We start from the raw sequence: 26,255 nt of genomic DNA on the forward strand, positions 1-26,255 counted from the left end.
TTTTGTGTCTGCTCGCCGAGGGAACTGGTGGCTAGGTCCCCATAGAACCGGGTTGGCCGAACAACAGCCCTGCTGCGCCGCCTTGCCCGCCTTCGCCGTCGGTACTGCCGTTGCCGCCGTTGCCACCGTTGCCGCCGTTGCCGCCGTTGCCGATGATTTGGGCGTTGCCGCCGTCGCCCCCGTCGCCGCCGACTCCTGACTTGCCGTCGAATCCGCCGGGGCTACCACCGTGCCCTCCTTCGCCGCCTTGCCCGCCTGCGCCGCCGTCGCCGCCGTTGCCGGACAGCCAGCCACCGTCGGTGCCGTTGCCGCCCAGGCCGCCGGCGCCCCCCGCACCGCCGTCTCCGCCGACGTTGGCGCCGATGATGTTGTTACCGCCGTCTCCGCCGGTGCCGCCACTGCCACCCTGCCCGCCGGCCCCGCCGGCGCCGAACAACAGCCCGGACTTCCCGGCGGAACCTCCGGTGCCGCCGGCACCGGCATCGCCGCCAATGCCGCCGGGCACAGAAGCGGTGGAGTTGCCGCCGTGGCCGCCGCCGCGGCCGGAGCCACCGTTGCCACCAGCCCCTCCGTTGCCAAAGAGCATCGCCGCACTGCCCCCGGCGCCGCCATTACCTGCGACACCGGCATTGCCGCCCTGGCCGCCTTGGGGGCTGTCGCTGCCATTGCCCCCGCCGAAGCCGGCGCCGCCGTGTCCTCCGGTACCGCCGTCTCCGGACAGCAGCCCTGCGCTACCGGCGGCGCCGCCGGTGCCGCCATCGCCTCCGTGGCCGCCGTCGCCGCCGTTGATGCCGCGACCGCCGCCGCCGGTGCCGCCGTGGCCACCATCGCCGCCGTTGCCGATCAGCAGCCCGCCGCTGCCGCCGGTGCCGCCATTGCCTGCGTTGCCGGCGTTGCCACCGCCGATGTGGCCGGCAACGCCATCCAGACCGATGCCGCCGGTGCCGCCGTTGCCGCCGGCGCCGCCGGTACCCCATAGCCCGGTGCCGCCGCCGGCCCCTCCGTCGCCGACGCTGGCACCTTGTAATCCGATCCCGCCGATCCCGCCGGTTCCGCCGGTTCCGCCGGTTCCGCCGGTTCCGCCGTTGCCATACAGCCATCCACCGCGACCGCCGTCACCGCCACCCGCGCCGGCCCCGCCGTCGCCGGCCAGGTTGAGCGCACCAAAGCCGCCGTTGCCGCCAGCCCCGCCGGTTCCCCAGAGGCCCGCACTGCCACCGACGCCGCCGGCCCCGCCGGCTCCTCCGGCCAGAGTCGCGGTGCCGCCATTGCCACCGGCGCCACCTTGGCCGAAGAGCCAGCCGCCGGCCCCGCCATTGCCGCCGAGGGCGCCGGCCCCGCCGCCACCGCCGTTGCCGATCAACCCTGCCGCCCCGCCGGCGCCGCCGGCGACGCCGGCGGTGGTGCTGGTGCCGCCGTTGCCGCCGTTGCCGCCGTTGCCGCCGTTGCCGAAGAGCAGGCCGCCATCCCCGCCGGCTTGTCCGGGGGCCCCGTCAGCGCCGTTGCCGATCAGCGGGCGCCCTAACAACGTCTGGGTGGGCGTATTGATCACCGCGAGCAGCTCCTGTGCCGCGGTCTGCAATGGCGAGGCGTTGGCCGCTTCTGCGCCCGCGTACGCGCTTCCCGATCCGGTCAAGGCTTGGATGAAGTGGGAATGAAAAGCCCCGGCCTGGGCACCCAGCCATTGGTAGGCCTGTGCGTGCCCGGTGAATAGCGCCGCGACCGCCGCGGATATCTCGTCGGCCCCGGCCGCCAGCACCGCAGTGGTCGGCGCCGCTGCCGCCGCATTGGCCGCGGTGATCGTCGAACCGATGTTGTCTAGATCCAATGCCGCCGAGGCCAACATCTCGGGCACCGCCACCAGGTACGACATCGCTGACCTCCACCGAACGGTCCGCAACGGACCAGCTACGAGCAACAACGTAGCGCGACCTGCAACGGTGGTCTGGTGATTCCGCCAGACTCATATCCGCTGCGCCGGGTGTGGGTGGGTGCTTCGTAAACGTCGTTGTGTGCTGGGGGAGGGGTGTGCCCGTTAGGCGCTGTCGGCAGGCAAGCGGCTTTCCTGGCGCTGATCCCAGTTCGCTACCACACCCGCGGCAGTAATCGATACCGCACCTGTTGCATGTAGTCGCGATACCCGTCCAGTTGGTCAACCAGTGCGCTCTCCTCGTCGAGGATGCGAAAGGCCAGAACCAGCACGCTCGGCGGGACAATCACCGGACCCCAGTAGGAACCCAGTGCCAGGGGTATGCCCAGCATCAGGATCACATTCCCGACATACATTGGGTGTCGCACCAGGCTGTAGAGGCCGGTGGATACCACCTTTTGATCGGATTCGACGGTGATGGTCGCCGCCGCATAGCCGTTCTGGATGACCACCAGCATCGCGATCCCTAGCCCGGTCGCGATCAGCAGGTCGCCGATCAGGCACACCGCCGTCGGGACCGACGACCAGCCGAATCGATGGTCGAGCGCGCTGAGCGCCACCATCGCGAACAGCGCAACAAATGCCGCCGTGATGATGACCTTTTGGATACCTCGACTTTCCGCTCGAGGTCCGGCGTGCATACGTCGCTGCAGCGCAGCGGGATTCGTTGGTCCCAGGTAGATGCTGGGTACCAACGTCGCGACGGCGAAGACTGCCATGAAGACCCAGGCCTGCCAATAGTCGAATGTGCCGGCCGGGATGAACACGATGAGGCCGAACGCGACCAGGCCGACGATTGATGACAGCGCCACTCGAACAACGGTTTTCATCTTGCTCCCAGTCAGGTCGGCCGTTAGTTCAGCAACGTAGATCGCGCCGCCGCAAAGCCAGGGCGCCCAGCAAGATCAGCGTGATATCGATGGCCAGCAGCCACAGCAGCGGTACGGCGGTGAAATCACTGCCGATTCGTGGAACGTGGGCGAACGGCTCCAGGTCGAGCAGCCACTGTGGAAATCCCGCGAGTGAACCAAGTAGGTACAGTGCGACGAATCCGATCAGCACGCCCCACACGACCGGCGTGAATCGTGGAGCCAGACCGAATAGCCCAACGGCTACCGCCGCCAGCAGCCACACGGCGGGAAGCTGTACCGCAGCGGCGCCGACAACGGTCGCTAGTTTGGCTCCGACATCCCCGGCCGCGATGCCATAGGCGATTCCGGCGACCAAACCGGAGAGCACGGTTGCCACGGCCGACCCGGTCAGTGCCATCACCAGATGGCTTGATAGCCAACGAGTCCGGGAAACCGATCCGGCCAGCAGCGGCTCGGCGCGCTGGCCGGTCTCGTCCTGATGCAAGCGCAGGGTCAGCGAAATGGCAAATGCGGCGGCAACCATGCCGACGAGGGTGAAGGCCAGCGTGACGAAGGCTTCCTCGAGCGCAGCGGTGCCACCCATCCGGGTGACGATCTCACGCACCGCGGTGTTGTCGCCCAGTTGATCGCCGATTCCGTGCACCACGCTGCCCATCACCAGGCCGTACAGGCACAGCCCGATGGTCCACAGCAGCAGTGCGCCGCGGTCGAGCCGCCAGGCCAGCCCGAACGTGTTGCTCAGCATGGGCGCGGCGGCTCCGGCGCCGGCGCGCTCGGCGATGAGCCCGGCGCCGACGTCGCGGCCGGCACGCAGCCGATAGGCCAGCACGGTCAGCGCCGCCGTTGTCGCCAAGGGCAACAGCAACACCCACCACCGCTCACCTGCATAGGGTCTGACCAGCAGGGACCACCCCAGCGGGGAGAACCAGGACAGCGCGCCGGAACCGGCATCACCGATCGCCCGCAAGGTGAATGCAGTGCCCAGCACGGCGAACGCGGCACTGCGGCAGGACCGGGCACTTGGCGACAGCTGTGCGCAAACCGCGGCAACGGAGGTGAAGACCAGCCCGGAGGCGGCCAGGGCGGCACCGAACGCCAGTGACCCGGCCGCGGGCACGTCGGTGGTGAGTAGGCCCGCCGCGCCGATCGCACCGGTGGCGATCGACGCGCCGAACGACAGCAGCAGTGCGGCAGTGAGATTCGCATACCGGCCCACCGCGGTGGACTCGACCAGTTCGGCACGGCCGGTTTCTTCGTCGGCTCGGGTGTGACGAATCATCGTGAGGATGACGGCCACCGCGATGAGGGTGTGGAACATCCCGGCTTTCCAGACCCCGACGGCACCGAGGCTGTCGTTGTAGACGGGGCCGTAGAGCGCGCGCTGGGCGGGGCTGGCCATGATGGCGGCCGCGGCGACGGCGCGGGCCGCCTGGTCGGGGTAGACCGCTTGAATACTGCCGACGTAGACCGTGGCCAGCGGCACCGACAGCAGCATCACCCACAGCGGCAACCCAACTCGGTCGCGGCGCAGGTACAGGCGCAATAGCCGGAGCGTCCCGGCGAGCCCCGATGCGCGTTGCGGTCCGCGGTGTGCGGGCCGGCTTGGCCGATCCAGGACCGTGGTGCTCATCGCGCTGCGACTCCGGTGCCGCTGCGGTGTTGGGCCTCGCCATCGGGGCCAACGCTGTAGTGACGCAGAAACAGCTCTTCTAGAGTCGGTGGCTGGCTGACGAGACTGCGTACGCCGGCTTCGCCCAGTATCCGCACCAGCTCGCCCAGGCTCTCGCTGTCGACCTGGACATGCAGCGTGTTGCCGTCGACGGTGACGTCTTCGACTCCTTGGATCCTGGTGAGATCTCCTGGATCGCCGATCATTTCAGCCTTGATCGAGGTGCGGCTGAGGTGGCGCATGGAGGCCAGCGAACCGCTCTCCACGGTTCTTCCGGCCCGGATGATGGTTATCCGCTCACACAGCGCCTCGGTTTCGGCCAGGATGTGGCTGGACAGCAGCACCGTCACCCCCCTGCCGCGCGCTTCGTCGACGCACTGCTGAAACACGTTTTCCATCAATGGGTCCAAGCCGCTGGAGGGTTCGTCCAACAGCAGCAGCCGGGCCCGTGAGGAAAAGGCGGAGATCAGCGAAACCTTCTGCCGGTTGCCCTTCGAGTACGTTCGGGACTTCTTGTGCGGGTCCAGGCCGAAGCGCTCGATCAACTCCGCACGACGATCTTGATCGATACCTCCGCGCATCCGTGCGAGCAGATCAATGATCTCGCCGCCGGTCAGCGACGGCCACAGTGTGACATCACCGGGCACGTAGGCGATCTGGCGATGCAGCTCGACTGCGTCGGTCCACGGATTGCCGCCCAACAGGCGCACACTTCCGCTATCCGCCTTCACCAGGCCCAGCAGGATGCGGATGGTCGTCGACTTCCCGGCGCCGTTCGGGCCCAAGAAGCCGTGAACCTCTCCCTCGCGCACCGTCAAGTCCAGTTCATCGAGTGCGCGCACCGACCCGAAGTTCCTGGTTAGACCCCGGATCTCGATGGGTGTCGAGCCGATGTCAGTGGCCATCAGATTCTCCTTCGTTGTCCTGCGCGAGGAAGGCGTCGTACATGGTGCTGTCGGCCATCAGGCCTTCGGTATAGATCTCGAGCGATGGCAGCAGCATGTCCCGCGCGTAGTCACGCAATACCGCACGCAAATCGGTTGGCGTCTGGTGCATTTGCGGATACAGCAGAAACCCCCCAGCCCCGGTGATGGCCAGAAACTTCGCCCTGGCTTTCGGGTCGCGGCTGGCTTTGATGGTGCCGGCTCGAACACCCTCCGCAAGGTATTCCTCGGCGTTGTCGATGATCTGCTGCCACAGCATCATTGCCAGCTCGCCGCCGGACTGCATGCTGCGTACCAGGTAGGCCATCAGCGGTGCGTATGACTCGACTTGGGCAAGTTGGCCGAGCCAGGTGGCCGGGTCGTTGGACTGCATCGCCGTCAACTTCTCGCTGCGGATCTCTTCGGCGACGTAGTTGTCACAGGCCTTGCGCAGGCCCTCCTTGGAGCCGAAGTGGTGGATGACCAGCGCCGCGCTCACTCCCGCGCCTTCGGCGATGGCGCGAAGGCTGACACCGAAGCCGTGCTGACCGAACTGCTCGATCGCCGCATCCCTGATGCGCGCCGCCGCAGTCAAGTCGACTGAACGCATGTTCAACACACTTAACGTACGTTCAGGGCGTCGTCAAGGACTCGGCAAGCATCACGAGAAATGCCCGTGAAGCGTCCTCGGTGGATCACGTAAAAATGCCCGCGAAACGGTCGATCTTCGGCAGGCATGGGAAGTGGGCTGTCGATGTCGTCTCGGGCCGAGATCACCGCGAAGTTCGCCAGGGCGTATGTGGGGGCGCCGAAGGCGGACAAGGGGCAGATTCTGGATCAGGTGGTGGCGGTCACCGGCTGGTCGCGTGACAACGCCAGGCGGCGGTTGAGGGCGGCGGCCGCGCCGCCGGGAGCGGGTCGGCAGGTCGCCAAACGGATTTGCCGGCAACGCAATCCGAAGTACTCCTAGGATGCGCTCAAGGTGTTGCAGAAGGTGTGGGCGGCCTCAGGCGGGCAGTGCGGCCGGTATCTGGCCGCTTCCATGGCACTTCAGTTGGATGCTCTAGAACGCCACGGCGAACTGGTGGACGGCCGTGACCGTTACGGCCCGGCGGTGCGTGCCGAGCTGTTGGCGATGAGCAGCGCCACGATCGACCGCTACCTGCGCGGCGCCAAGGCCCGCGACCAGATCTCGGGTGTGTCGACGACGAAACCCTCCCCGCTGCTGCGGTCCTCGATCACCATCTGCAAAGCAGGCGATGAGGCCGAAGAATCTCCGGGTTCTTCGAAGGCGACACCGTGGCGCACTGCGGCCCGACACTGAAAGGTGAGTTCGCCCGCACGGTCAACCTCACCGACATGCACATCGGCTGGGTGTTCACCCGCACGGTGCGCAACAACGCCCACCCCACATCCTGGGCGCCCTCAAAACCGGAATTACTAAAATCCCTATAAGGTAACGGGTTTGGACTTCGACAACGGCACCGAATTCCTCAATAAGGCGGTCATCAAGTGGGCCGCGGACATGGAGATCTTCTTCACCCGCTCACGGCCCTACAAGAAGAACGACCAGGCCACCATCGAGTCCAAAAACAACCACCTCGTGCGTCGCTACGGGTTCTACTACCGCTACGACACCGACGAAGAACGCGCCGTGCTCAACCGGCTGTGGCACCTGGTCAACGACCGGCTCAACTACCTGACCCCCACCATCAAACCCATCAGCTACGGCTGCAGCCGCGACGGTCACCGCCGCCGGCTCTACGACAAGCCCCAGACCCCTGGACCGGCTGCTGGCCGCCGGAGTCCTCTCAGCGGCCCAACAAACAGAGCTGCTCACCTACCGCAACAGCCTCAACCCCGCCGCGATCGCCCGCCAGATCGCCGACCTGCAAGCCGCCCTGCTCAGACTCGCCAAAGACAAGACCGAACAGCTCTACCTCGCCGCCATACCCGCCGCTCTACCCGCCCTCAAAGCCGGCATCCGCATCAAAAGCAAGACCACCACCTGACCCCGATTTCGCGGGCATTCCTTACGTGATGCATGAACCAGGTTTCGCAGGCATCTTGACTTGATGCATCACGGGACTGGCTACCTGGTGGAAATCGCCGGCGTCGCAATAGCCCGAATGCGGCTGGTGAACTTTGATCAAACGCGGCCAAAGCTCGCCCCGAGCGGGGTATGGTAACTCGCGTTACCGATCTTGATATCGCCAATATCGGCGAAGGCCGGTCTACGAAGTTCGGGGGAGCGGTGAACTTTTCGATATTGCCGCCGGAGATCAACTCGGCGCGAATCTTTGCCGGGGCGGGATCCGGCCCGATGCTGCAGGCCGCGGCCGCCTGGGATGGGCTGGCGGCGGAACTGAGTTCGGCCGCCGACTCTTTTGGGTCGGTGACATCGAGGCTCGTCGGCGGATCCTGGCAGGGGCCGGCGGCAGCTGCGATGACCGCCGCCGCGGCCCCCGTATTCGGCTTGGCTATCGGTGGCGGCGGCCCGCGCCCAGTCCGCGGCTGGTCAGGCCAAGACCGTGGCGTCGACATTCGAGGCCGCCTGGGCGGCGATGATTCATCCAGTCGCGGTGGGAAAAAACCGATCTCAGTTCGTGTCGCTGGTGCGCTCGAATCTGTTCGGCTTCAATGCGCCGGCGATCGCGGCGGTCGAAGCCCAGTACGAGCAGATGTGGGCGCAGGACGTGGCTGCGATGTCCGGCTACCACGCGTGGGTTTCGGCCTCAGCGGCAGCGCTGGCGCCGTGGCAAACAGCGCTGCAAAACCTGCCGGGTCTGTCGGGTGTCAATCTCGGCATCGGCAACATCGGGAACTTCAACGTCGGTAGCGGCAACTTCGGCAGCTACAACTTCGGTGGCGGCAACAGCGGTCCCAGCTCCACCAGTGGGGGCATCGGCAACATCGGTCTCGGCAACTACGGCAACTCAAACGTGGGCGCCGGTAACGGAAATGCGGCTCTGGGCGTCCCCGGCTCGTCCTACCCAGGGGCGTCCTCCTACAACGTGGGTGCCGGCAACATCGGACAGTTCAACATCGGTCTGGGCAACTTCGGCAGCGGCAACATCGGCTTCGGTAACGGGAATCTGGTCACCGCCGTGGCCGGGAACCCGTCTGCGTCCAACGTGGGTGCCGCCAACATCGGCAGCCATAACTGGGGCATTGGCAACATCGGTATCAACAACATTGGCCTCGGCAACGTCGGCAACAACAACATCGGTATCGGGCTTTCCGGCGACAATCAGATCGGTATCGGCGGGTTCAACGCCAACGGTGCCGGCTGGAATCTCGGGTTCGGGAACGACGGCAGCTTCAACATCGGTCTCGGCAACACCGGCAACGGCAACATCGGCCTGGCGAACACGGGCGACGGCAATATCGGTATCGGGCTGACCGGGGACAACCAAATCGGTTTCGGGGGCTGGAACTCCGGCGCCGGCAACACTGGCTTGTTCAATTCGGGCGCCGGTAACAGTGGCTTTTTCAACTCGGGCTCTGACAACTGGGGCCTTGCCAACACGGGCAGCACCAACTGGGGCGTAGTGAACTCGGGCAGCCCCAACACCGGCATCGGCAACACCGGCAGCACCAATACCGGCTGGTGGAACGCGGGCAGTGTCAACGACGGCCTATTCAATGCGGGCAACGCCAACCTGGGCTTGGCGAACTCGGGGAACGGCAATCTGGGCGGCTTCAACTCCGGCGGCGGCACCTCCGCGCTCTTCGGTCATGACATCGGCTTTTTCAACGCGGGCAACCACAACGTAGGCATGTTCAACGCGGGCTTCGCCAACGTGGGTTGGGCCAACGCGGGTATCGGCAACACGGGCGCTTTCAACGTCGGTGGCAACGACGCAAACCCGGTGACTGGGGCCGGAACCATCGGACAGGCCGGCAACACTGGCTTCTTCAATGCCGGCTACGCCAGCACCGGACTTTTCAATGCGGGCGACAGTAATACCGGTCTGTGGAACACGGGCAACGTCAACACGGGTGTGGGCGGCACAGGCACCCACAGCGGCAATTCCGGCTTCGGTAACTCCGGAACCGGAAACTCCGGCTTCTTCAACTCCGGTAGCTACAACTCGGGCCTGATCAACTCGTCGGCCGGGGGGTACAGCTCCGGTGTCGGAAACTCAGGCGGCGGTGGATACAACGTGGGCTTCTTCAATTCCAGCGCCGGTGGCACCGACACCGGCTTCTTCAACTACGGCGACGGCGGCCTACACGTCGGCTGGCTGAGCTCCGGGGACCACGTCGTGGGCTTGGCCAGCACCGGCTACTACAACACCGGTCTTTTCAACTCGGGCGACCACAACACGGGCGTGGGCAACCAGGGCAGCAATAGCTCGGGCTTCGGCAATTCGGGCCACTACAACTCGGGCGGATTCAACGCGGGCGACTACCAGTCGGCCTTCTTCGGCCGCTCGTGACGTCCTAGTCGGTGCGACCGTCGATCGCCGCGCTCACGGCGAGAACCGCAAGCCCGCCTCAACTAGGGCGTGTCTGCTTAACGTGTCTGCTTAATGTGAATGGTGTTTTGGCTGATGCTGTTTGGGTGATGCGGACGCATGCGATTTCTGATGATTTGTGGTCGCTGATCGTGGCGGTGTTGCCTGCGGGGCGGCGGCGTGGCCGGCCGTGGAACGATCATCGACGTACTCTGGAGGGCATTATCTGGCGTTACCGTACGGGATCTCCGTGGCGTGACCTGCCCGAGCACTTCGGTCCCTGGCAATCGGTGGCCGAGAGGCATCTACGCTGGTCGGTCGATGGCATCTACGCGCGGATCTTCGCGGCGATCGCCTCTGACCTCGACGCCGAGGACGCCGACCTGGGCGCACTGTTGTCGGTCGATTCGACCAGTGTGCGCGCACCAACAACACGCAGCCGGAGCGCGCCCGGGCGCCGCACAGGGGGATCTGTCGAATTACAAGAAATATCTCGATGAGCCCGATGACCACGCCATTGGGCGTTCCCGCGGCGGGCTGACTACCAAGATCCACGCCTTGACCGACCAGCTGTGCAGTCCGGTCACCCTGGCACTGTCGGCCGGTCAAGCCGGTGATAATCCGATGCTTTGGCCATTGCTGGCCGCCCGGTGCAGCAACTCATACGCCCCGTTTCGCCTGCTGGCGGACAAGGCGTACTCCCATGATTCGACGCGGGCACAGCTGCGCCGGCTCAAGATCGCCCATACCATCCCCGAGCGCAGCGACCAGATCACCCGCCGCAAAGCCAAAGGCCGCAACAGAGGACGGCCTCCGGGGTTCTCAGGCCGAATTTACAAGCACCGTAACACCGTCGAGCGAAGATTCAACCGGCTCAAACACTGGCGCGCGGTCGCCACCTGCTACGACAAATACGCCCTGACCTACCTCGGCGGTGTCACCCTGGCCGCCATCATCACCTACCACCGCGTCCGCAATTAGCAGACAGGACCTAGTCGAGGACCGCGGCCAGCACACCGTCACCCAGCGGCACCAGCGCCGGGGTGAGCCGTTCATCCTCGGCGATCAGGCGTGCCGCCTCCCGTACCGCGGTCACCTCGGCGTCGCGCGCGGCCGGATCGCCGGCCCGGCCGCCAAGAGCGGCCCGATGCACCACGATCACCCCGCCGGAGCGCAGCAACCGCACACCCTCGACCACATAGTCGGGCTGATCGATCGGGTCGGCGTCAACGAACACCAGGTCATAAGAGTCATCGGCGAGTCGCGTCAGCACCTCTTGAGCGCGGCCACTGATGAGCCGGGTGCGCGAGGGTCCGATACCGGCTTCGGTGAACGCCTGCTTGGCGACCCGCAGATGCTCGGGCTCGATGTCGATCGTGGTCAACACCCCGTCATCGCTCATGCCGGATAGCAACCACAAGCCGCTGACACCGGCGCCGGTGCCTACTTCCGCCACCGCCTTGCCGCCACTGAGCTTGGCCAGCATGCTCAAGAGCGCGCCGACCGCGGGTGTTACCGCCCCAACGCCGATGTCGACAGCCCGGTCCCTGGCGGTCTTGAGGATCGTGTCTTCTGAGATCGATCCCTCAGCGTGGGCAGACAGCAATTCGGCTCGACTCGGGGCCGGCTGGCCTGGGGCGTCTGAGCTGCTATCGGTGCCATGCATGCCCGCAGCGTATGTCGGATTGGCGACGCAGTCGGGCAGGCGCGCCCGTTGCCAGGAGTGGCGTCGCGACATCGCGCAAGCCGACACGCCCAAGGCTGACGATGCAATCGAGCTTCATAACGAGTGTATAACTGCAGGATAACGCAGGTAACGAATTGGTTTCTCAGCTAAACCTCAGTTTGCTCATATGCCGCCCATACGCCGGTACGCGACGCTAACGGCATGGAACGTGGAGGACGCGGGCTCGGGAATACAGAATGGCAACTGCGCGTTGCCGCCGGTGACGAACTGCCGATGTCTGATGGCAGGGAAATGCCGGAGGAACACACCATCACCACCTTGAGCACCACGACCATGTCTCACCCCCAACTGGTCCGCGACGACGAGTGGGCCGAAACCTCTGATGGGTTGCTGGGCACCGCGGTATTCGATGCGACCGGTGACAAGGCTGCGATGCCGTCGTGGGATGAGTTGGTGCGCCAGCACGCCGACCGGGTGTACCGGCTGGCCTATCGCCTGTCGGGCAATCAACAGGACGCTGAGGATCTCACTCAGGAAACGTTCATCAGGGTGTTCCGGTCCGTCCAGAACTACCAGCCGGGCACCTTCGAGGGCTGGTTGCACCGCATCACTACCAACCTCTTTCTCGACATGGTCCGCCGCCGGTCGCGCATCCGGATGGAAGCGTTGCCCGAGGACTACGACCGGGTGCCTGCCGACGACCCCAACCCCGAGCAGATCTACCACGACTCACGGCTGGGACCCGACTTGCAGGCGGCGCTCGATTCACTGCCGCCTGAGTTCCGCGCCGCGGTCGTCCTGTGTGACATCGAAGGTCTGTCCTACGAGGAAATCGGCGCCACCCTGGGCGTGAAGCTGGGCACCGTGCGTAGCCGGATTCACCGCGGACGGCAGGCGTTGCGTGACTACCTCGCCGCGCATCCCGAACACAGCGAACTGAGCCCGAGGCCTGTCGGTACCGCCCGATAGCTCGTCGAACGTGCGTCGAACCATCGGTTTGGCTTCCGCATGGTTGCCAACTGATCCCAAATCCTGGGGTTCTACTGGCCAATAATGGTTATCAGGCACCGGACCGCGCTACATTCGGTATATCGATGGCGGGAAGGAGCTGGTCATGGCCGACCGGGGGCATGTGTTTCGGCGCGCGTTCTCTTGGCTTCCTGCTCAGTTCGCTTCTCAAAGCGATGCGCCGGTAGGTGCGCCTCGTCGCTTCCGCTCTACCGAGCACCTGTCCATCGAGGCGATTGCGGCGTTTGTCGACGGTGAGCTGCGGATGAACGCACACCTGCGGGCCGCGCATCATTTGTCGATGTGTCCGCAATGCGCGGCCGAGGTAGAGGACCACACCCGGGCGCGGGCGGCGCTGCGTGACTCCCATCCCATCCGCATCCCAACCGCGCTGCTGGGAATGCTGTCGGAGATTCCGCATCATCCGTCGGAGGGCGCCCCCGAGGACACCACCGGGCTCGCCGACTCGTTCGCCGAGCGCCAGGCCCGTGATCAGCGGAAGCGGCGCTAGCTTGGCAGCTGCGCGCCGATACGCACGGCCCGGGAGTTGCTGCGTGCGGGTTCATGCCGACTAGCCGGGATCCATGGATACTAGGGTGGACACCGACAACGTCGTGCCAATAGGACGGCTCGTGTTGACTCCCGTCTCGAACGCTCAATTGAGGATGTAGAAGAGGATCACGTGACCTCCGACCAAGGCAACAACAGTGGCCAAGACGGCGGCCCCCGCCTGGCGCCCCGTCCCATCTCCCGGCCACCAGTCGATTCCGCGGCGCGGCAAACGTTCGGGCGTCCATCGGGGGTCCAGGGATCGTTTGTGGCTGAGCGGGTGCGCCCGCAGCGGTATCGCGACCAGTCCGAGTACGAGCCCCACGATCAACCGGCGGACCCGGTATTGGAGGAGGCCTTCAGCCGTCCCGTCGGCGGTGCCGACTCGCTGCAGCGCCACCCCATCGACGCCGGCGCCTTGGATGCCGAGAAAGACGGCGGCCAGGCGGACGAGGCTGATGACCCATGGCGCGATCCGGGTGCTGCGGCAGCATTGGGTACCCCCGCGGTAGCCGGGCCGTTACCGCAGGGCGCGCTGGGCCGAACCGGCAAGCTCGGCGTTCGTGACGTGTTGTTCGGCGGCCAGGTTTCCTACCTGGCGCTGATTGTGCTGGCCGTGATCGCGCTGGTGATCGGGGCGCTCGGCGGTGTCATCGGCCGCAAGACGGCCGAAGTCGTCGAGGCGTTCACAACGTCGAAGGTGACCTTGTCCACCAACGGCAACGCCCAAGAGCCGGCGGGCCGGTTCACCAAGGTGGCGGCCGCGGTCGCCGACTCGGTGGTAACCATCGAGACCAAGAGCGACCAGGAGGGCATGCAGGGTTCCGGTGTCATCGTCGATGGGCGTGGCTACATCGTCACCAACAACCACGTGATCTCCGAGGCCGCCAACAACCCCAGCCAGTTCAAGACGACCGTGGTGTTCAACGACGGCAAGGAGGTGCCGGCCAGCCTGGTGGGCCGCGACCCCAAGACCGACCTGGCGGTACTCAAGGTCGACAACGTCGACAATCTGACCGTGGCCCGCCTCGGCAATTCCGACAAGGTCCGGGTTGGCGATGAGGTGCTGGCGGTCGGTGCGCCGCTGGGCTTGCGCAGCACGGTGACCGAAGGCATTGTCAGTGCGCTGCATCGCCCGGTCCCGCTGTCGGGGGAGGGCTCCGACACCGACACGGTCATCGACGCCATCCAGACCGATGCCTCGATCAACCACGGCAACTCCGGCGGTCCGCTGATCGACATGGACTCCCAGGTGATCGGCATCAATACCGCCGGCAAGTCGCTGTCGGACAGTGCCAGCGGGCTGGGTTTCGCAATCCCGATCAATGAGATGAAGTTCGTCGCCGAAACCCTGATCAAAGACGGGAAGATCGTGCATCCGACGATCGGGATCACGACGCGCTCGGTGAGCAACGCGATTGCCTCGGGTGCGCAGGTGGCCAACGTAAAGGCCGGAAGCCCCGCGCAGAAGGCCGGAATCCTGGAAAACGACGTGATCGTAAAGATCGGCAACCGCAGTGTTGCCGACTCCGATGAATTCGTCGTCGCCGTGCGTCAGCTGACCATCGGGCAAGACGCCCCGGTGGAGGTCGTCCGCGATGGTCGCCATGTCACGCTGACCGTCAAACCCGACCCCGATTCCAGCTAGTGTTCGCCAACATCGGCTGGGGGGAAATGCTCGTGCTCGTCGTGGTCGGGCTGGTCGTGCTTGGGCCGGAACGGCTCCCGGGCGCCATCCGCTGGAGTTCGGGCGCGTTGCGTCAGGCGCGTGACTATCTCAGCGGGGTCACCAGCCAACTCCGCGACGACATGGGGCCTGAGTTCGATGATCTGCGCGGGCAGCTCGGCGGGTTACAGAAGCTGCGGGGGATGACGCCGCGTGCGGCGTTGACCAAACACCTGCTCGACGGCGACTACTCGATCTTCACCGGGAACTTCGACAAGGCGGCGTCTGCAACTCCGGCCGTGGATGCGGTGGCATCCGCCCAGGAGGCGCCGGATGAGCCGGTTCGCCCGCCGTTTGATTCCGACGCAACCTAGACCGTAAGCGAGCGCTCAGCGCCGCTTCGGGTCCAATCCCAGCGACATGCCGGTCAGCCCACGGCGTCGCGAGGCCAGGCTGTCGGCGATGCTGAGCAGCTCCTTGCCCACCGCGGAGTCGGGTGCGCGCAGCACCATCGGCATTCCCGAATCCCCGGCGTCCACCAGTGCCGGGTCCAGCGGGATCTGTCCGAGCAGCGGCACGTCGGCGCCGACCGCGCGGGTCAGCCTTTCTGCCACTTGCCGGCCACCGCCCTCACCGAATACGTGCATCGTGGTGCCATCGGGCAGCGTCAGCCCAGACATGTTCTCCACCACGCCGACAATCCGCTGGCGGGTTTGTAGCGCGATGCTGCCGGCGCGTTCGGCCACCTCGGCAGCGGCCAGCTGCGGCGTCGTGATGACCAGGATCTCAGCATTGGGGATCAGCTGAGCCACCGAAATGGCGATATCGCCCGTACCGGGCGGCAGATCGAGCAGCAGCACATCCAGGTCGCCCCAGTACACGTCGGCCAGAAACTGCTGCAGGGCCCGGTGCAGCATCGGTCCCCGCCACACCACCGGTGTGTTTTCCTGGGTGAACTGAGCGATCGAGATCACTCGCACCTCATGGGCGATGGGCGGCAGGATCATCGACTCGACCTGGGTGGGCCGGTCGGTGGTGCCCATCATCCGCGGAATGGAGTGGCCGTGGATATCGGCATCGAGGACGCCCACCGACAGGCCGCGGGCGGCCATTGCGGCCGCCAGGTTGACGGTGACGGTGGACTTCCCCACGCCGCCCTTGCCCGAGGCGACCGCATATACCCGCGCCAATGAGCTGGGTTGGGCGAACGGGATGACCGGTTCGCGCGCGTCCCCGCGTAGCAGCTTGCGCAACTCGGTGCGCTGCTCGTCGCTCATCACATCCAGACTGACCCGCACGTCCCCGGTACCGGGCACGTCGGCCACCGCTTGGGTGACGCGCTCGCTGATTTCGGTCTTTTTCGGACACGCACCGGTGGTGAGGTAGATCTCGACGTGCACCGCGCCGTCGGGGGCGACCTCGACGCTCTTGACCATTCCGAGTTCGGTGATGGGGCGGCGCAGCTCGGGATCAACCACCTTGGCCAGTGCGGCCCGGATGGCTTGGGTTGTCGAGGACTGATCGGCGGCGTTATCTGGGGTTCCGGACATCACTGCCGAGTCTATGCGGCTGCGGCTACGGCCCTGCGGCCAGCCAAGTGGTCAGTGGACCGGGGTGAGTACCGGTTCGCCGGGAGCCGGCCCGCTGGGTGTGGGGGTGGGGGCAGGCCCAGCCGGCGCCGGTGCGCCGGGTGCCGGTGCCGGGCCAGCGGGTGCAGGTGCCGGGCCGGCCGGTGCCGGACCACCGGGTACCGGCGGGCCAGCCGGTGCGGGTGCGGGAGCCGCCGGCGGACCGCCGACCGGGGGAGCGCCCAGTGGAGCCAGTGGATCTGGCGGTGGCGGCGCGGCGGGGGCAGGCGGTGGCGGCATGAGTCCGAACGGCATCGGAGCGGGTGGCGGGACCGCCTCGGGCGGGTTGGTGACGCAGATCAGGGTGCACCCGGGCTGTGGCGCCAACGGCTGCGGCGTGGGCTGCATCCACGGGAACATCGGCGGGGGAGGCGCCGGCATCTGCGGCGGGGCAAAGTCGATCAACGGCATGTGGGAGAGCGGGTCGGCGGGCCCCAAGCCGTTGGCGTTCAACGGCAAATTCGGGCCGAGGCCTTCCGGATGCTCCAGGTGAGCGTCGCCAATCGGTGGGGGCGGCCCGGTAATCGGCGGCAGGTCGACGGGCAGCACGCCGGTGGCGTACGCCGCGGCCCAGCCCAGCACGTTTTGTGCGTAGGGCATCGAGTTGTTGTACCGCAAGATCGCGGCCATGACCTGACCTGGATCCCGTAGGTTCAGCCCGCCGCTGCACAGGTACCGGGCGGCGGCCAGCGTGGAGTCGAAGATGTTTTGTGGGTCGGGCACCCCGTCGCTGTCGCCGTCGGAGGCGTAGCGCGCCCAGGTGCCGGGCAGGAACTGCATTGGGCCCATTGCCCGGGCGTAGGTGACCCGGTTGCCGACCTTGCTTTGGATGATCACTTCGTTGCCGGGCAGGGTGCCATCCAGGGCGGGCCCATAGATCGGGTTTACCGCGGTGCCGCGTTCGTCAACGGCCCCGCCGTTGGCGTGCATCGATTCGATGCGGCCGATGCCGGCCAGCAGGTTCCAGCTGATGCCACAGGCCGGAGCGGCGGTGGCCATTTTCTGCTCGGCATTGCGATAGGCGGTCAGCGCCATGATGGGAATGCCCAGGGCTCCGGGGGCATTCACGACTCTCGCCGGCGGTGGGGCCGCGGTGGTGCCCGCAGCGATGTGGAAGTTGGTCGGAGGGCGCTCGACGGCGACGATGCTCGGGCCGGACAGGTCGATGGCGGGCGACGGTGCCACCGCCGCCACCGGTGTGATGGCAGCCCGAACGGCCGGTGTCTTCCCGTATGACGCGGGAGCCGTGGCGCCGACCGCGCCCGCGAATACCAATGGGGTGATCATGGCGATGCCGAATACCGGCGTTTTCGCACGGAGTGCTCGTTGCCGCACCGATGCGACGGCCGGGTGAGCAACCCAGCGGCCCCCTATGCGCACCTCGACCGTCCTCGATGTTTATGTATGGCGTCGGGAAACTTACATATCGATAACTTCGTGAACTAGATCACCATACATAACTCCTGTGACGCGAGTGGCGCAATGGGGTACTCGGATCTCAGTGGGATTTCTTGGCCCGCCGCTCGGTCCCGTCGGTTTCCGCATCGGGTTGGTCCGACTGCAGTTCCGCGACCAGGTCGCGCAGACTGTCCAGCTCGTGGCGCAGATAGTCCCGAGTCGGTACCGCGCCGATGGCCAGGCGCAAGGCGGCCAGCTCGCGGGCCAGATACTCGGTGTCGGCCTTGGTCTGCGCGGCGCGGCGGCGATCACCGTCGAGCAGGACACGGTCGCGGTTCTCCTGCCGGTTCTGGGCCAGCAGAATCAGCGGTGCCGCATAGGAGGCCTGAGTGGAGAAAGCCAGATTCAGCAGGATGAAAGGGTACGGATCCCAGCGCAGCTTGACCGCGAACAGGTTCAGCGATATCCAGATCACCACGATCAGCGTCTGCACCAGCAGGTAGCGCCCGGTACCGAAGAAGCGTGCGATGGACTCGGTCGTTCGCCCGACCGCCTCGGGATCCAGTCGCGGTGCAAAGGCGCGTGATGTCCGAGGGGTGTACAGCCGTCGTGCCGCTGAGGTCTTGCTCACAAGGCTCCTCCGGATCTGGCAGGTCTGCCGGCGGGGTCGAGCTGCTGGACGTCCACCCGCCAGTCATGGGGCAGCAAGTGGTCGAGCAGGTCGTCGACGGTGACGGCTCCCAATAGGTGGTTCTGGTCGTCGACCACAGGCCCGCACACCAGGTTGTAGGCGGCGAAGTAGCGGGTCACGGCGGCCAAGGGGGTCTCTGGTGTCAGGGTCAGTAGGTCGGTATCCACGATTCCGCCGACCAACTCGGCCGGTGGTTCGCGAAGTAGTCGCTGCAGATGCACGTAGCCCACATAGTGGCCGGTGGGCGTCGCCGTGGGCGGGCGCGCCACGAAAACCATGGATGACAACGCTGGGGTCAGGTCCGGATCACGCACCCGGGCCAGCGCCTCGGCAACCGAGGTGTCTGGGGTCAGCACCACCGGATTCGAGGTCATCAGCCCACCCGCGGTGTCGGGAGAGTGCTGCAGCAGGCGGCGCACCGAGTCGGAGTCGTCGGGGTCCATCCGAGTCAGCAAGACCTCGGCATCGGTTGGATTCAGCACACCGAGCAGGTCCGCGGCGTCGTCGGGATCCATCTCCTCGAGCACATCCGCGGCGCGCTCGGTACCCAGCTGGGAGAGCACCTCGGCCTGATCCAGCTCGGGCAGCTCCTGCAGGATGTCGGCCAACCGCTCGTCGTCGAGAGCCTTGAACACCTCGTAGCGGCGCTTCGACGGGAGCCCGCGGATGGCGTCGGCGACGTCGACCGCCCGCCGCCCCTCGAACTGGTCGAGCAGCTGAGCAACGTCCTGATCGGGCATCGCTAGGGCCGATGGAGTCAGCCCGCGCACGTTTTGCCAGTCGACGACGTGTAGCGGCCCGCGGCGTCCCAGCCGTCGCGGGCTGCGGACGGCGACTCTGGTGACCATCCAGTCGCGTGTTCGGGTTTGCTCGATCCCCAGGTCGGTGATCACGATGTCGGCGTTGGCCAGCTCCGGCAGGTCGGGGTCGTTCACCCGCACCGGCGTGTCAAGCACCTGGCCAATCGCCAGCACTTCGCCCGGCCGCTGCTCGAAGTGGCGCAGCGACACGCTCGCGGTGCTCAGTGTCACCGCGTTCGGCTCAATTGCGGCAACCCGCAGCATCGGTATGAAGATGCTGCGACGGGTGGCCAAATCGACGACCAACCCCAGCACTCGCGGTTGCTGGCGCACGATGCTGATGCTGATCACGACGTCGCGGACCCGCCCGAAGGTTTCCCCGAATGGCCCCAGCACCATCATTCGTGAAAGCCGTGCCACGTACACCCTGTTGACCGATCCCATGGTGGAAAGCGTAGGCAGCCCCCCTCGGCGGGGTGCCGAGCCGGGTTGCCGATTGCCGCGAACGTGTCGCTAGTTGACCGCTGTCGCGCCGATGAACCGCTAGTGAGAGGGAATGCTGAAGATTCCGACTACCAGGTAGATCAACAGCGTCGCGACCGCGATCACGATGCCGGCCACCGCCAGGCCGTAGCCATCTTCGCGGGTTTGCTTGATCTGGTTGATTGCGATGGTGCCGACCACGATCGCCACGCCCGAGCCGATGCAGCAGAACACACCGACCAACGACGACACCAGCGCGACGATCGCCATGGTGTTCATGCCGGCAGCGCCGGTCCATAACCCGCCATCGGATCCGGTGGCGGGTAGTACCCGCCGGGGTAGGACGGCGGCGGGTAGTTAGGTGGCGGCGCGCCGTAAGGTGCCGCCATGGGCGCGGGGGGCGGCGGGGGCGGAGGGTACGGAGTGCCCCCGTACTCGCCCGCGGCCGCGCCGTAGGGCGGGTACCCGGGCGGTGGGTAGCCGGGCGGGGGTGGGTACCCGGTCGCGTAGTCGGGTGGATATCCGCCCGGTCCGACCGGCTTCGGCGGGTAGGCGGGCGGCGGATAGGACGGCGCTGGGTAGTCGTCGGCTGGTAATGCCGCTTCCGGGGCAGCCCAGGGGGGCGTCGGGCGGTGGGGAAAAGGGTTGTTCGGAAGGCTGCTCACCGGGTGGGGGTGAGGCAGCGCCGTCGTGGGCACCCTCGTCGAAGGAGCCGCCGGGTGCTGTCATGGTGACAACCTAACCTATCTATACGCCGTGGGTTGTGTCCGTCAAGCGACCTCCCGCGCCGCCGGCCCGGGGCCCTATCCAGGCATGATGGGCCAGGTCCAGGCGGTTTACCGGTTGCTCGGGGTCATGCGATGCGTGCACGGACATCCCGAAGGTGAAACGATGGCCAAGACATACAAAAATGAGGACTAATACGGACCGACAAGAACCAATGAGGACCAATGAGGACCGATGACTAGCCCCTTCCAGCCCGGACAGGTTCCCGGCTCAACGTCGCCCGCCGGCGCTGCGGGCCGGCGCGGTGTGCCTGGATTGCCCACCCCGCCAAAGGGCTGGCCGGTGGGGTCCTATCCCACCTATGCCGAGGCGCAACGCGCGGTCGACTATCTGTCTGAACAGGACTTCCCGGTCCACCAAGTGACGATCGTCGGCGTCGATCTCATGCAGGTGGAGCGGGTCACCGGTCGGCTGACTTGGCCCAAGGTGCTCGGCGGTGGGGTGCTCAGCGGAGCGTGGCTGGGTCTGTTCATTGGCCTGGTACTCGGTTTCTTCAGTCCCAACCCATGGGGTGCTCTGGTCACCGGCTTGGTTGCCGGGGTGTTCTTCGGCCTGATTACCTCAGCGGTTCCGTACGCAATGGCGCGCGGGACCAGAGACTTCAGCTCCACCATGCAATTGGTGGCCGGCCGCTATGACGTGCTCTGCGATCCGCAGAATGCTGAGAAGGCGCGAGATCTGCTGGCGCGCCTGGCAATCTGACACCCGCCGGATGCACGCAGGTCAACCTCGCAGCCATCGCGGGCGGGTGTGGCCGCCGGGCACGGCCGTGTTGGCGGCGCTGACCATCGCATCGGCGCTGTTGGCGCTGCCTGCCTGCCGGTCCGGCAACAGTGGCCTGGTGATCGGCTTCTACACGCCGTCCGCCGATGCGACCACGTTCGCCGCGGTCGCGCAGCGCTGTAGCGAACGAGCCGCCGGCAGGTACACCATCGCGTACGTCGGCTTGCCCAGGTCTCCCGATGAGCAGCGGCTGCAACTCGCTCGGCGGCTGGCCGGAAACGACCGCACTCTCGACGTGATGGGCTTGGACGTGATGTGGACCGCCGAGTTCGCCGAAGCGGGGTGGGCGCTGCCGCTGTCGGAGGACCCGGCGGGACTCGCCGAGACGGACGCGACGATCGATACCTTGCCGGGGCCATTGAAGACCGCCACCTGGAAGCATCGGCTATACGCGGCTCCGGTCACCACCAACATCCAATTACTTTGGTATAGAGCAGATTTGGTTGCTCAACCGCCGGAGACCTGGAACGCGGTGGTGGCGGAAGCGGGTCGGCTGCGTGCGGCCGGTCAGCCAACCTGGATCGCGGTGCAGGCCAACCAGGGCGAGGGTTTGATGGTCTGGTTCAACACCGTGCTGAGCAGCGTTGGTGGCCAAGTGCTTTCCGACGACGGCACCCGGGTCACCCTGACCGATACCCCCGCGCATCGCGCCGCGACCGTTGCGGCCCTGCGGGTCCTCAAATCGGTGGCGACGGCGCCCGGAGCCGACCCGTCCATCACGCGCGCCGAGGCGGGAACGGCCCGGTTGGCTTTCGAACAGGGTAAGGCGGCCCTGGAGCTCAACTGGCCCTATGTGTTCGCCTCGATGCTCGAGAACGCGGTGAAGGGGGGCGTGTCATTCCTGCCGCTTGACCGGCTTCCCGAACTTGCCGGCAGCATCAACGACGTCGGGACGTTTGTGCCTACCGACGAGCAGTTCCGCATCGCATATCTGGCCAGCCAGAAGGTGTTTGGCTTTGCGCCCTATCCCGCGGTATTACCGGGACGGCCGGCCAGGGTGACCATCGGCGGGCTGAACCTGGCGGTGGCCAGCACGAGTCGCCACAAAGCGGAGGCGTTCGAGGCCGTCAGGTGCTTGCGTGACCTGCAGAGCCAGAAACGTCTCGCCATCGAAGGCGGTCTGCCGGCGGTGCGGACGTCTTTGTACGCCGATCCACAGTTTCAGGCGAAGTATCCGATGTACCGGATCATTCGTCAGCAGCTCACCGAGGCCGCAGTGCGGCCCGCGACGCCGGTCTATCAGGCCGTGTCGCTGCGGTTGTCGGCGGAACTGAGTCCGGTCACCGAGATCGACCCGGAACGGACGGCCGACAAGCTCGCCGCGCAGGTCCAGCAGGCGATTGACGGCAAGGGCCTGCTTCCGTGACCGCCTTGATGCGCTCCGGGGGACGCCGTGCGGAACGGCGCCTGGCGTTCGCCCTGGTGGCGCCCGCGACGATATTGATGCTGCTGGTGATCGGCTATCCCATCGGCTACGCGATGTGGCTGAGTCTGCAGCGCAACAACTTGGCCACCCCGAACGAAACCCGGTTCATCGGCTTGGGCAATTACCAGACCATCTTGGTCGACCGCTATTGGTGGACGGCTCTTGCGGTGACCGCCGCCATCACGGTGGTCTCGGTGGCGTGCGAATTCGTGCTGGGCCTGGCTCTGGCGCTGGTGATGCACCGCAGCCTGGTGGCCAAAGGATTGGTGCGTACGGCGGTGCTGGTTCCCTACGGAATCGTCACGGTGGTCGCGTCATACAGCTGGTACTACGCGTGGACGCCGGGCACCGGCTATCTGGCGAACTTGCTGCCGCAGGGGAGTGCGCCACTGACCCAGCAGATTCCGTCGCTGGGCATCGTCGTGATCGCCGAGGTATGGAAGACCACGCCGTTCATGTCGCTGCTGCTTCTGGCCGGGTTGGCCATGGTTCCCGAAGACCTTTTGCAGGCGGCGCAGGTCGACGGTGCGGGCGCCTGGCGACGACTGACCAAGATCATTCTGCCGCTCATCAAACCGGCTGTGCTGGTGGCGCTGTTGTTCCGCACCCTGGACGCTTTCCGGATTTTCGACAACATCTACGTGCTGACCGGGGGCGACAACGACACCGCGTCGGTATCGATTCTGGGCTACGACAACCTGTTCAAGGGATTCAATGTGGGCCTCGGCTCGGCGATCAGCGTGTTGATCTTCGGTTGTGTCACTCTCATTGCGGTTGTCTTCATCACGCTGTTCGGCGCCCATCAATTCCATTCTGCGCCAGGTGGTGTCACCGATGCGCGCTGAGACTGCGACCGTGACGACGGGTAGCGGGCGGCGAACGTTCTGGGTGGTCATCGACACCATGGTCGTGGTCTACGCCCTGCTCCCGGTGCTGTGGATCTTGAGCCTGTCGCTCAAGCCGACATCAACGGTCAAGGACGGCAGACTGATTCCGTCGTCGGTCACCCTCGACAACTATCGCGGCGTCTTCGGCGGAGACCTGTTCAGCTCGGCGCTGATCAACTCGATCGGGATCGGATTGACCACCACCGTGATAGCGGTGCTGCTCGGTGCCATGGCGGCCTATGCCGTCGCGCGGCTCGATTTTCCGGGCAAACGACTGCTCGTCGGGGTCACACTGCTGATCACCATGTTTCCGGCGATCTCGCTGGTGACCCCGTTGTTCAACATCGAACGCCGGATCGGGCTGTTTGACACCTGGCCCGGACTGATCCTGCCCTACATCACTTTCGCACTGCCGCTGGCCATCTACACGCTGTCGGCGTTCTTCCGGGAGATTCCATGGGACCTGGAGAAGGCGGCGCAAATGGACGGGGCGACACCGTATCAGGCGTTTCGTAAGGTGATTGTGCCGCTGGCCGCGCCCGGGCTGGTGACGGCCGCGATTCTGGTGTTCATCTTCGCCTGGAACGATCTGCTGCTGGCGCTGTCGCTGACCGCGACCAAAGCATCGATCACCGCACCGGTTGCGATCGCCAATTTCGCCGGTAGCTCTCAATTCGAGGAACCGACCGGATCGATCGCGGCGGGCGCGATGGTGATCACGGTGCCGATTATCGTCTTCGTACTGATCTTCCAACGACGGATTGTCGCCGGGTTGACCTCTGGCGCTGTGAAGGGGTAGCGCAATGGCCGAGATAGTGCTCGAGCACGTCAACAAGAGCTACCCCGACGGCCACACGGCGGTAAGAGACCTCAACATCACCATCTCCGATGGAGAATTCCTGATCCTGGTAGGACCTTCCGGCTGCGGTAAGACCACGACGCTGAACATGATTGCCGGCCTTGAGGATATCTCTTCGGGGGAACTGCGGATCGGCGGCGAGCGGGTCAACGAGAAGGCGCCCAAGGACCGCGACATCGCCATGGTTTTTCAGTCTTATGCGCTGTATCCGCATATGACGGTGCGACAAAACATCGCCTTTCCCCTCACGCTGGCCAAGATGAAGAAGGCGGCGATTGCGCAGAAGGTGGAAGAGACGGCCAAGATCCTCGATCTGACCAGCTTTCTCGATCGCAAACCGTCGCAGCTGTCCGGCGGCCAGCGCCAGCGCGTCGCCATGGGCAGGGCAATCGTGCGCCATCCCAAGGCGTTCCTGATGGACGAACCGCTGTCGAACCTGGATGCTAAGTTGCGGGTCCAGATGCGTGGGGAGATCGCCCGGCTGCAGAAGCGGCTGGGCACCACCACGGTCTATGTCACCCATGATCAGACCGAGGCCATGACATTGGGCGATCGGGTTGTGGTCATGCACGCCGGCGCGGCACAACAGATCGGCACTCCCCAAGAGCTGTACGAACGGCCGGCCAATCTGTTCGTAGCCGGGTTCATCGGCTCACCGGCCATGAATTTCTTCCCAGCGGTTCTGACGCCGACGGGGCTGACCCTGCCATTTGGCGAGGTGACCTTGGATCCGCAGGTTCAGCAAGTGATTGCCCAGCATCCTCGACCCGCGAACATCATCGTCGGGATCCGGCCCGAGCAGATCCAAGACGCCGCATTGATCGATGCCTACCAACGTATTCGGGCGCTGACTTTCGAGGTCAGCACGGACTTGGTGGAGTCACTGGGCTCGGACAAGTACGTGTACTTTTCGACCGCGGGTTGTGATGTGCACTCGGCTCAGCTCGACGAGCTGGCAGGCCTGGAGGGGGAGTCGGAAGTGATCGAAAATCGTTTCGTGGCACGGGTTTCTGCCGAGTCCAGGGCGACCTTGGGGAGGCCGATCGAGTTGGCATTCGACACCACCAGGCTCACCGTTTTCGATGCCGACACGGGTGCCAACCTGACCAACCCGATCGCGGCGGTCCAGTGACCCAGATTCTGGACCAGGTGCGCACTCACCTGCACGGCTACTTCGAGTCCGAGCCCGACACGGCGAGTGTGACGTTTCTGGGCGCTGATCCGGTCGAGGTACTTCGGTTCCGCTCCGCGGCGAGCGGATTGGTCCACTATGTGTCGCTAGGGTGTTCGCGTCACCCGATGAACGATCCGACCCAGCTGGTCGCCGATCCTCACCGTGGACCACGCGCCGAAATTGTGCTGAGCCTGCGCAATCCGGAGCCGGCCAGCGGTCTGGCACGCAGCATCGCGATACTGGCTGCGACCCCCGCGGTCGACGGCGTGGTGCTGGTCGCGGACGCGTTGATCGATCTCGGCACCCCGTTGTGGGCACGCGCATCGGAGCGGGTCGCTTTCACCGCGGTCTTGCTGGGCCGCAGCGACATCCCGGATCTGCCGCAGCAGCAACCGCGCGACCCGGTGCAGTTTCTCTGCGCGACGCCCATCACCGCGACCGAGGCGGCCTGGGTGCGGCTCAAGGGCGCTGAGGCCATGCGCCAGGCGTGGCGCAACGATGGGGTGGATGTGCTGGACCCGCACCGCAAGGCCGTCCAACCTGGCTGACCCTGCCGGGCGCGGACCCGGAATTCGG

Annotated in this window: 25 protein-coding genes and 3 pseudogenes; 17 read left to right on the forward strand and 11 right to left on the reverse strand. The window is 65.9% G+C overall.

What is annotated here, in order from left to right:
- Positions 1–31: 31 nt before the first annotated feature.
- The 5 genes from G6N41_RS06955 to G6N41_RS06975 all read right to left on the reverse strand — a co-directional run bounded on the left by G6N41_RS06955 (position 32) and on the right by G6N41_RS06975 (position 6,004).
- Positions 32–1,873, reverse strand: a complete 1,842-nt coding sequence (locus G6N41_RS06955; RefSeq protein WP_198966956.1) for a PE family protein — start codon at positions 1,871–1,873, stop codon at positions 32–34.
- 212 nt (positions 1,874–2,085) lie between these two features.
- Positions 2,086–2,760, reverse strand: a complete 675-nt coding sequence (locus G6N41_RS06960; protein ID WP_198966957.1) for a methyltransferase family protein — start codon at positions 2,758–2,760, stop codon at positions 2,086–2,088.
- 28 nt (positions 2,761–2,788) lie between these two features.
- Positions 2,789–4,432, reverse strand: coding sequence for an ABC transporter permease (locus G6N41_RS06965; RefSeq protein WP_198966958.1), 1,644 nt, complete (start codon positions 4,430–4,432; stop codon positions 2,789–2,791).
- Entirely contained in the window at positions 4,429–5,376 is a 948-nt protein-coding gene (locus G6N41_RS06970) for an ABC transporter ATP-binding protein (RefSeq protein ID WP_198966959.1), read from the reverse strand. The genes G6N41_RS06965 and G6N41_RS06970 overlap by 4 nt, the downstream gene beginning before the upstream one ends.
- Positions 5,366–6,004, reverse strand: a complete 639-nt coding sequence (locus G6N41_RS06975; RefSeq protein WP_198966960.1) for a TetR/AcrR family transcriptional regulator — start codon at positions 6,002–6,004, stop codon at positions 5,366–5,368. Before G6N41_RS06975 ends, G6N41_RS06970 begins: the two co-directional genes overlap by 11 nt.
- 144 nt (positions 6,005–6,148) lie before the next feature.
- Here G6N41_RS06975 and G6N41_RS06980 point away from each other — a divergent pair, with 144 nt between their 5' ends.
- The 7 genes and pseudogenes from G6N41_RS06980 (at position 6,149) to G6N41_RS07005 (ending at position 10,835) form a co-directional block, all read left to right on the forward strand.
- On the forward strand, positions 6,149–6,364 hold the full coding sequence (locus G6N41_RS06980; RefSeq protein WP_198968072.1) for a hypothetical protein: 216 nt from the start codon (positions 6,149–6,151) through the stop codon (positions 6,362–6,364).
- A 72-nt stretch (positions 6,365–6,436) separates the two neighbouring features.
- Positions 6,437–6,718, forward strand: a complete 282-nt coding sequence (locus tag G6N41_RS06985; RefSeq protein ID WP_198966675.1) for a hypothetical protein — start codon at positions 6,437–6,439, stop codon at positions 6,716–6,718.
- Positions 6,694–6,849, forward strand: a complete 156-nt coding sequence (locus G6N41_RS06990; protein ID WP_198965232.1) for a hypothetical protein — start codon at positions 6,694–6,696, stop codon at positions 6,847–6,849. The genes G6N41_RS06985 and G6N41_RS06990 overlap by 25 nt, the downstream gene beginning before the upstream one ends.
- Positions 6,850–6,859: 10 nt before the next feature.
- Positions 6,860–7,435, forward strand: a complete 576-nt coding sequence (locus tag G6N41_RS28145) for a hypothetical protein (RefSeq protein ID WP_231608534.1) — start codon at positions 6,860–6,862, stop codon at positions 7,433–7,435.
- Between the two features lie 213 nt (positions 7,436–7,648).
- A pseudogene (locus G6N41_RS07000) lies at positions 7,649–9,836 on the forward strand (PPE domain-containing protein).
- A 128-nt stretch (positions 9,837–9,964) separates the two neighbouring features.
- Positions 9,965–10,138, forward strand: a pseudogene (locus G6N41_RS28150) (transposase); the annotation flags it as partial.
- Positions 10,110–10,835: an IS5 family transposase gene (locus tag G6N41_RS07005; RefSeq protein WP_231608868.1), complete on the forward strand. Its 726-nt coding sequence runs from the start codon at positions 10,110–10,112 to the stop codon at positions 10,833–10,835. The pseudogene G6N41_RS28150 and the gene G6N41_RS07005, both read left to right, overlap by 29 nt.
- 10 nt (positions 10,836–10,845) lie before the next feature.
- On the opposite strand, the gene G6N41_RS07010 is transcribed toward G6N41_RS07005, so the two are convergent.
- Positions 10,846–11,520, reverse strand: a complete 675-nt coding sequence (locus tag G6N41_RS07010) for an O-methyltransferase (protein ID WP_198966961.1) — start codon at positions 11,518–11,520, stop codon at positions 10,846–10,848.
- A 222-nt stretch (positions 11,521–11,742) separates the two neighbouring features.
- Between G6N41_RS07010 and sigE the strand changes: the two genes are divergently transcribed.
- From sigE to tatB, 4 genes are all read left to right on the forward strand, one after another.
- Positions 11,743–12,510, forward strand: coding sequence for an RNA polymerase sigma factor SigE (sigE, locus tag G6N41_RS07015; protein WP_198966962.1), 768 nt, complete (start codon positions 11,743–11,745; stop codon positions 12,508–12,510).
- Positions 12,511–12,655: 145 nt separating this feature from the next.
- Positions 12,656–13,060 (forward strand): anti-sigma E factor RseA, encoded by a 405-nt coding sequence (gene rseA / locus G6N41_RS07020; RefSeq protein ID WP_011742080.1) that lies wholly within the window; start codon positions 12,656–12,658, stop codon positions 13,058–13,060.
- 171 nt (positions 13,061–13,231) lie between these two features.
- On the forward strand, positions 13,232–14,746 hold the full coding sequence (gene htrA / locus G6N41_RS07025) for a serine protease HtrA (protein WP_198966963.1): 1,515 nt from the start codon (positions 13,232–13,234) through the stop codon (positions 14,744–14,746).
- Positions 14,746–15,138, forward strand: coding sequence for a Sec-independent protein translocase protein TatB (tatB, locus tag G6N41_RS07030; RefSeq protein ID WP_198966964.1), 393 nt, complete (start codon positions 14,746–14,748; stop codon positions 15,136–15,138). The genes htrA and tatB overlap by 1 nt, the downstream gene beginning before the upstream one ends.
- A 15-nt stretch (positions 15,139–15,153) precedes the next feature.
- On the opposite strand, the gene G6N41_RS07035 is transcribed toward tatB, so the two are convergent.
- The 5 genes and pseudogenes from G6N41_RS07035 to G6N41_RS28155 all read right to left on the reverse strand — a co-directional run bounded on the left by G6N41_RS07035 (position 15,154) and on the right by G6N41_RS28155 (position 20,493).
- Positions 15,154–16,314 carry an Mrp/NBP35 family ATP-binding protein gene (locus tag G6N41_RS07035; protein WP_198966965.1) on the reverse strand — a complete coding sequence of 387 codons (1,161 nt, stop codon included), beginning with the start codon at positions 16,312–16,314 and terminating at the stop codon, positions 15,154–15,156.
- 51 nt (positions 16,315–16,365) lie between these two features.
- A complete protein-coding gene (locus G6N41_RS07040) occupies positions 16,366–17,772 on the reverse strand; it encodes a lytic transglycosylase domain-containing protein (protein WP_038580441.1) in 1,407 nt (468 codons plus the stop codon).
- 118 nt (positions 17,773–17,890) lie between these two features.
- On the reverse strand, positions 17,891–18,421 hold the full coding sequence (locus tag G6N41_RS07045) for a DUF1003 domain-containing protein (RefSeq protein ID WP_198966966.1): 531 nt from the start codon (positions 18,419–18,421) through the stop codon (positions 17,891–17,893).
- The gene (locus tag G6N41_RS07050; protein ID WP_012395782.1) at positions 18,418–19,725 is read right to left on the reverse strand and encodes a magnesium transporter MgtE N-terminal domain-containing protein; all 1,308 of its coding nucleotides are present in this window, start codon (positions 19,723–19,725) and stop codon (positions 18,418–18,420) included. Before G6N41_RS07050 ends, G6N41_RS07045 begins: the two co-directional genes overlap by 4 nt.
- A gap of 99 nt (positions 19,726–19,824) precedes the next feature.
- Positions 19,825–20,493: pseudogene (locus G6N41_RS28155) on the reverse strand (DUF4190 domain-containing protein).
- Positions 20,494–20,724: 231 nt separating this feature from the next.
- On the opposite strand from G6N41_RS28155, the gene G6N41_RS07060 reads away from it, so the two are divergent.
- From G6N41_RS07060 to G6N41_RS07085, 6 genes are read left to right on the forward strand one after another with little or no spacing between them, the layout of a single operon-like run.
- Positions 20,725–21,252 carry a general stress protein gene (locus tag G6N41_RS07060; RefSeq protein ID WP_012395780.1) on the forward strand — a complete coding sequence of 176 codons (528 nt, stop codon included), beginning with the start codon at positions 20,725–20,727 and terminating at the stop codon, positions 21,250–21,252.
- A gap of 10 nt (positions 21,253–21,262) precedes the next feature.
- Positions 21,263–22,699 carry an extracellular solute-binding protein gene (locus G6N41_RS07065; protein ID WP_198966967.1) on the forward strand — a complete coding sequence of 479 codons (1,437 nt, stop codon included), beginning with the start codon at positions 21,263–21,265 and terminating at the stop codon, positions 22,697–22,699.
- 8 nt (positions 22,700–22,707) lie between these two features.
- Entirely contained in the window at positions 22,708–23,604 is an 897-nt protein-coding gene (locus G6N41_RS07070) for a carbohydrate ABC transporter permease (RefSeq protein WP_050674698.1), read from the forward strand.
- Positions 23,594–24,445 (forward strand): carbohydrate ABC transporter permease, encoded by an 852-nt coding sequence (locus tag G6N41_RS07075; protein WP_020729945.1) that lies wholly within the window; start codon positions 23,594–23,596, stop codon positions 24,443–24,445. The genes G6N41_RS07070 and G6N41_RS07075 overlap by 11 nt, the downstream gene beginning before the upstream one ends.
- 4 nt (positions 24,446–24,449) lie before the next feature.
- Positions 24,450–25,637, forward strand: a complete 1,188-nt coding sequence (locus G6N41_RS07080) for an ABC transporter ATP-binding protein (protein WP_198966968.1) — start codon at positions 24,450–24,452, stop codon at positions 25,635–25,637.
- The gene (locus tag G6N41_RS07085; RefSeq protein WP_198966969.1) at positions 25,634–26,227 is read left to right on the forward strand and encodes a suppressor of fused domain protein; all 594 of its coding nucleotides are present in this window, start codon (positions 25,634–25,636) and stop codon (positions 26,225–26,227) included. The genes G6N41_RS07080 and G6N41_RS07085 overlap by 4 nt, the downstream gene beginning before the upstream one ends.
- Positions 26,228–26,255: the final 28 nt, after the last annotated feature.

The organism is Mycobacterium shottsii, assembly GCF_010728525.1.
GTDB classification, from domain to species: Bacteria; Actinomycetota; Actinomycetes; order Mycobacteriales; family Mycobacteriaceae; genus Mycobacterium; species Mycobacterium marinum.

Excerpts from the sequence above, each read along its gene's own strand:
- G6N41_RS06955 (WP_198966956.1), bottom strand. The coding sequence starts at position 1,873 with ATGTCGTACCTGGTGGCGGTGCCCGAGATGTTGGCCTCGGCGGCATTG.
- G6N41_RS06960 (WP_198966957.1), bottom strand. The coding sequence starts at position 2,760 with ATGAAAACCGTTGTTCGAGTGGCGCTGTCATCAATCGTCGGCCTGGTC.
- G6N41_RS06965 (WP_198966958.1), bottom strand. The coding sequence starts at position 4,432 with ATGAGCACCACGGTCCTGGATCGGCCAAGCCGGCCCGCACACCGCGGA.
- G6N41_RS06970 (WP_198966959.1), bottom strand. The coding sequence starts at position 5,376 with ATGGCCACTGACATCGGCTCGACACCCATCGAGATCCGGGGTCTAACC.
- G6N41_RS06975 (WP_198966960.1), bottom strand. The coding sequence starts at position 6,004 with ATGCGTTCAGTCGACTTGACTGCGGCGGCGCGCATCAGGGATGCGGCG.
- G6N41_RS06980 (WP_198968072.1), top strand. The coding sequence starts at position 6,149 with ATGTCGTCTCGGGCCGAGATCACCGCGAAGTTCGCCAGGGCGTATGTG.
- G6N41_RS06985 (WP_198966675.1), top strand. The coding sequence starts at position 6,437 with ATGGCACTTCAGTTGGATGCTCTAGAACGCCACGGCGAACTGGTGGAC.
- G6N41_RS07010 (WP_198966961.1), bottom strand. The coding sequence starts at position 11,520 with ATGCATGGCACCGATAGCAGCTCAGACGCCCCAGGCCAGCCGGCCCCG.
- sigE (WP_198966962.1), top strand. The coding sequence starts at position 11,743 with ATGGAACGTGGAGGACGCGGGCTCGGGAATACAGAATGGCAACTGCGC.
- rseA (WP_011742080.1), top strand. The coding sequence starts at position 12,656 with ATGGCCGACCGGGGGCATGTGTTTCGGCGCGCGTTCTCTTGGCTTCCT.
- G6N41_RS07035 (WP_198966965.1), bottom strand. The coding sequence starts at position 16,314 with ATGTCCGGAACCCCAGATAACGCCGCCGATCAGTCCTCGACAACCCAA.
- G6N41_RS07050 (WP_012395782.1), bottom strand. The coding sequence starts at position 19,725 with ATGGGATCGGTCAACAGGGTGTACGTGGCACGGCTTTCACGAATGATG.
- G6N41_RS07060 (WP_012395780.1), top strand. The coding sequence starts at position 20,725 with ATGACTAGCCCCTTCCAGCCCGGACAGGTTCCCGGCTCAACGTCGCCC.
- G6N41_RS07065 (WP_198966967.1), top strand. The coding sequence starts at position 21,263 with ATGCACGCAGGTCAACCTCGCAGCCATCGCGGGCGGGTGTGGCCGCCG.
- G6N41_RS07070 (WP_050674698.1), top strand. The coding sequence starts at position 22,708 with ATGCGCTCCGGGGGACGCCGTGCGGAACGGCGCCTGGCGTTCGCCCTG.
- G6N41_RS07075 (WP_020729945.1), top strand. The coding sequence starts at position 23,594 with ATGCGCGCTGAGACTGCGACCGTGACGACGGGTAGCGGGCGGCGAACG.
- G6N41_RS07080 (WP_198966968.1), top strand. The coding sequence starts at position 24,450 with ATGGCCGAGATAGTGCTCGAGCACGTCAACAAGAGCTACCCCGACGGC.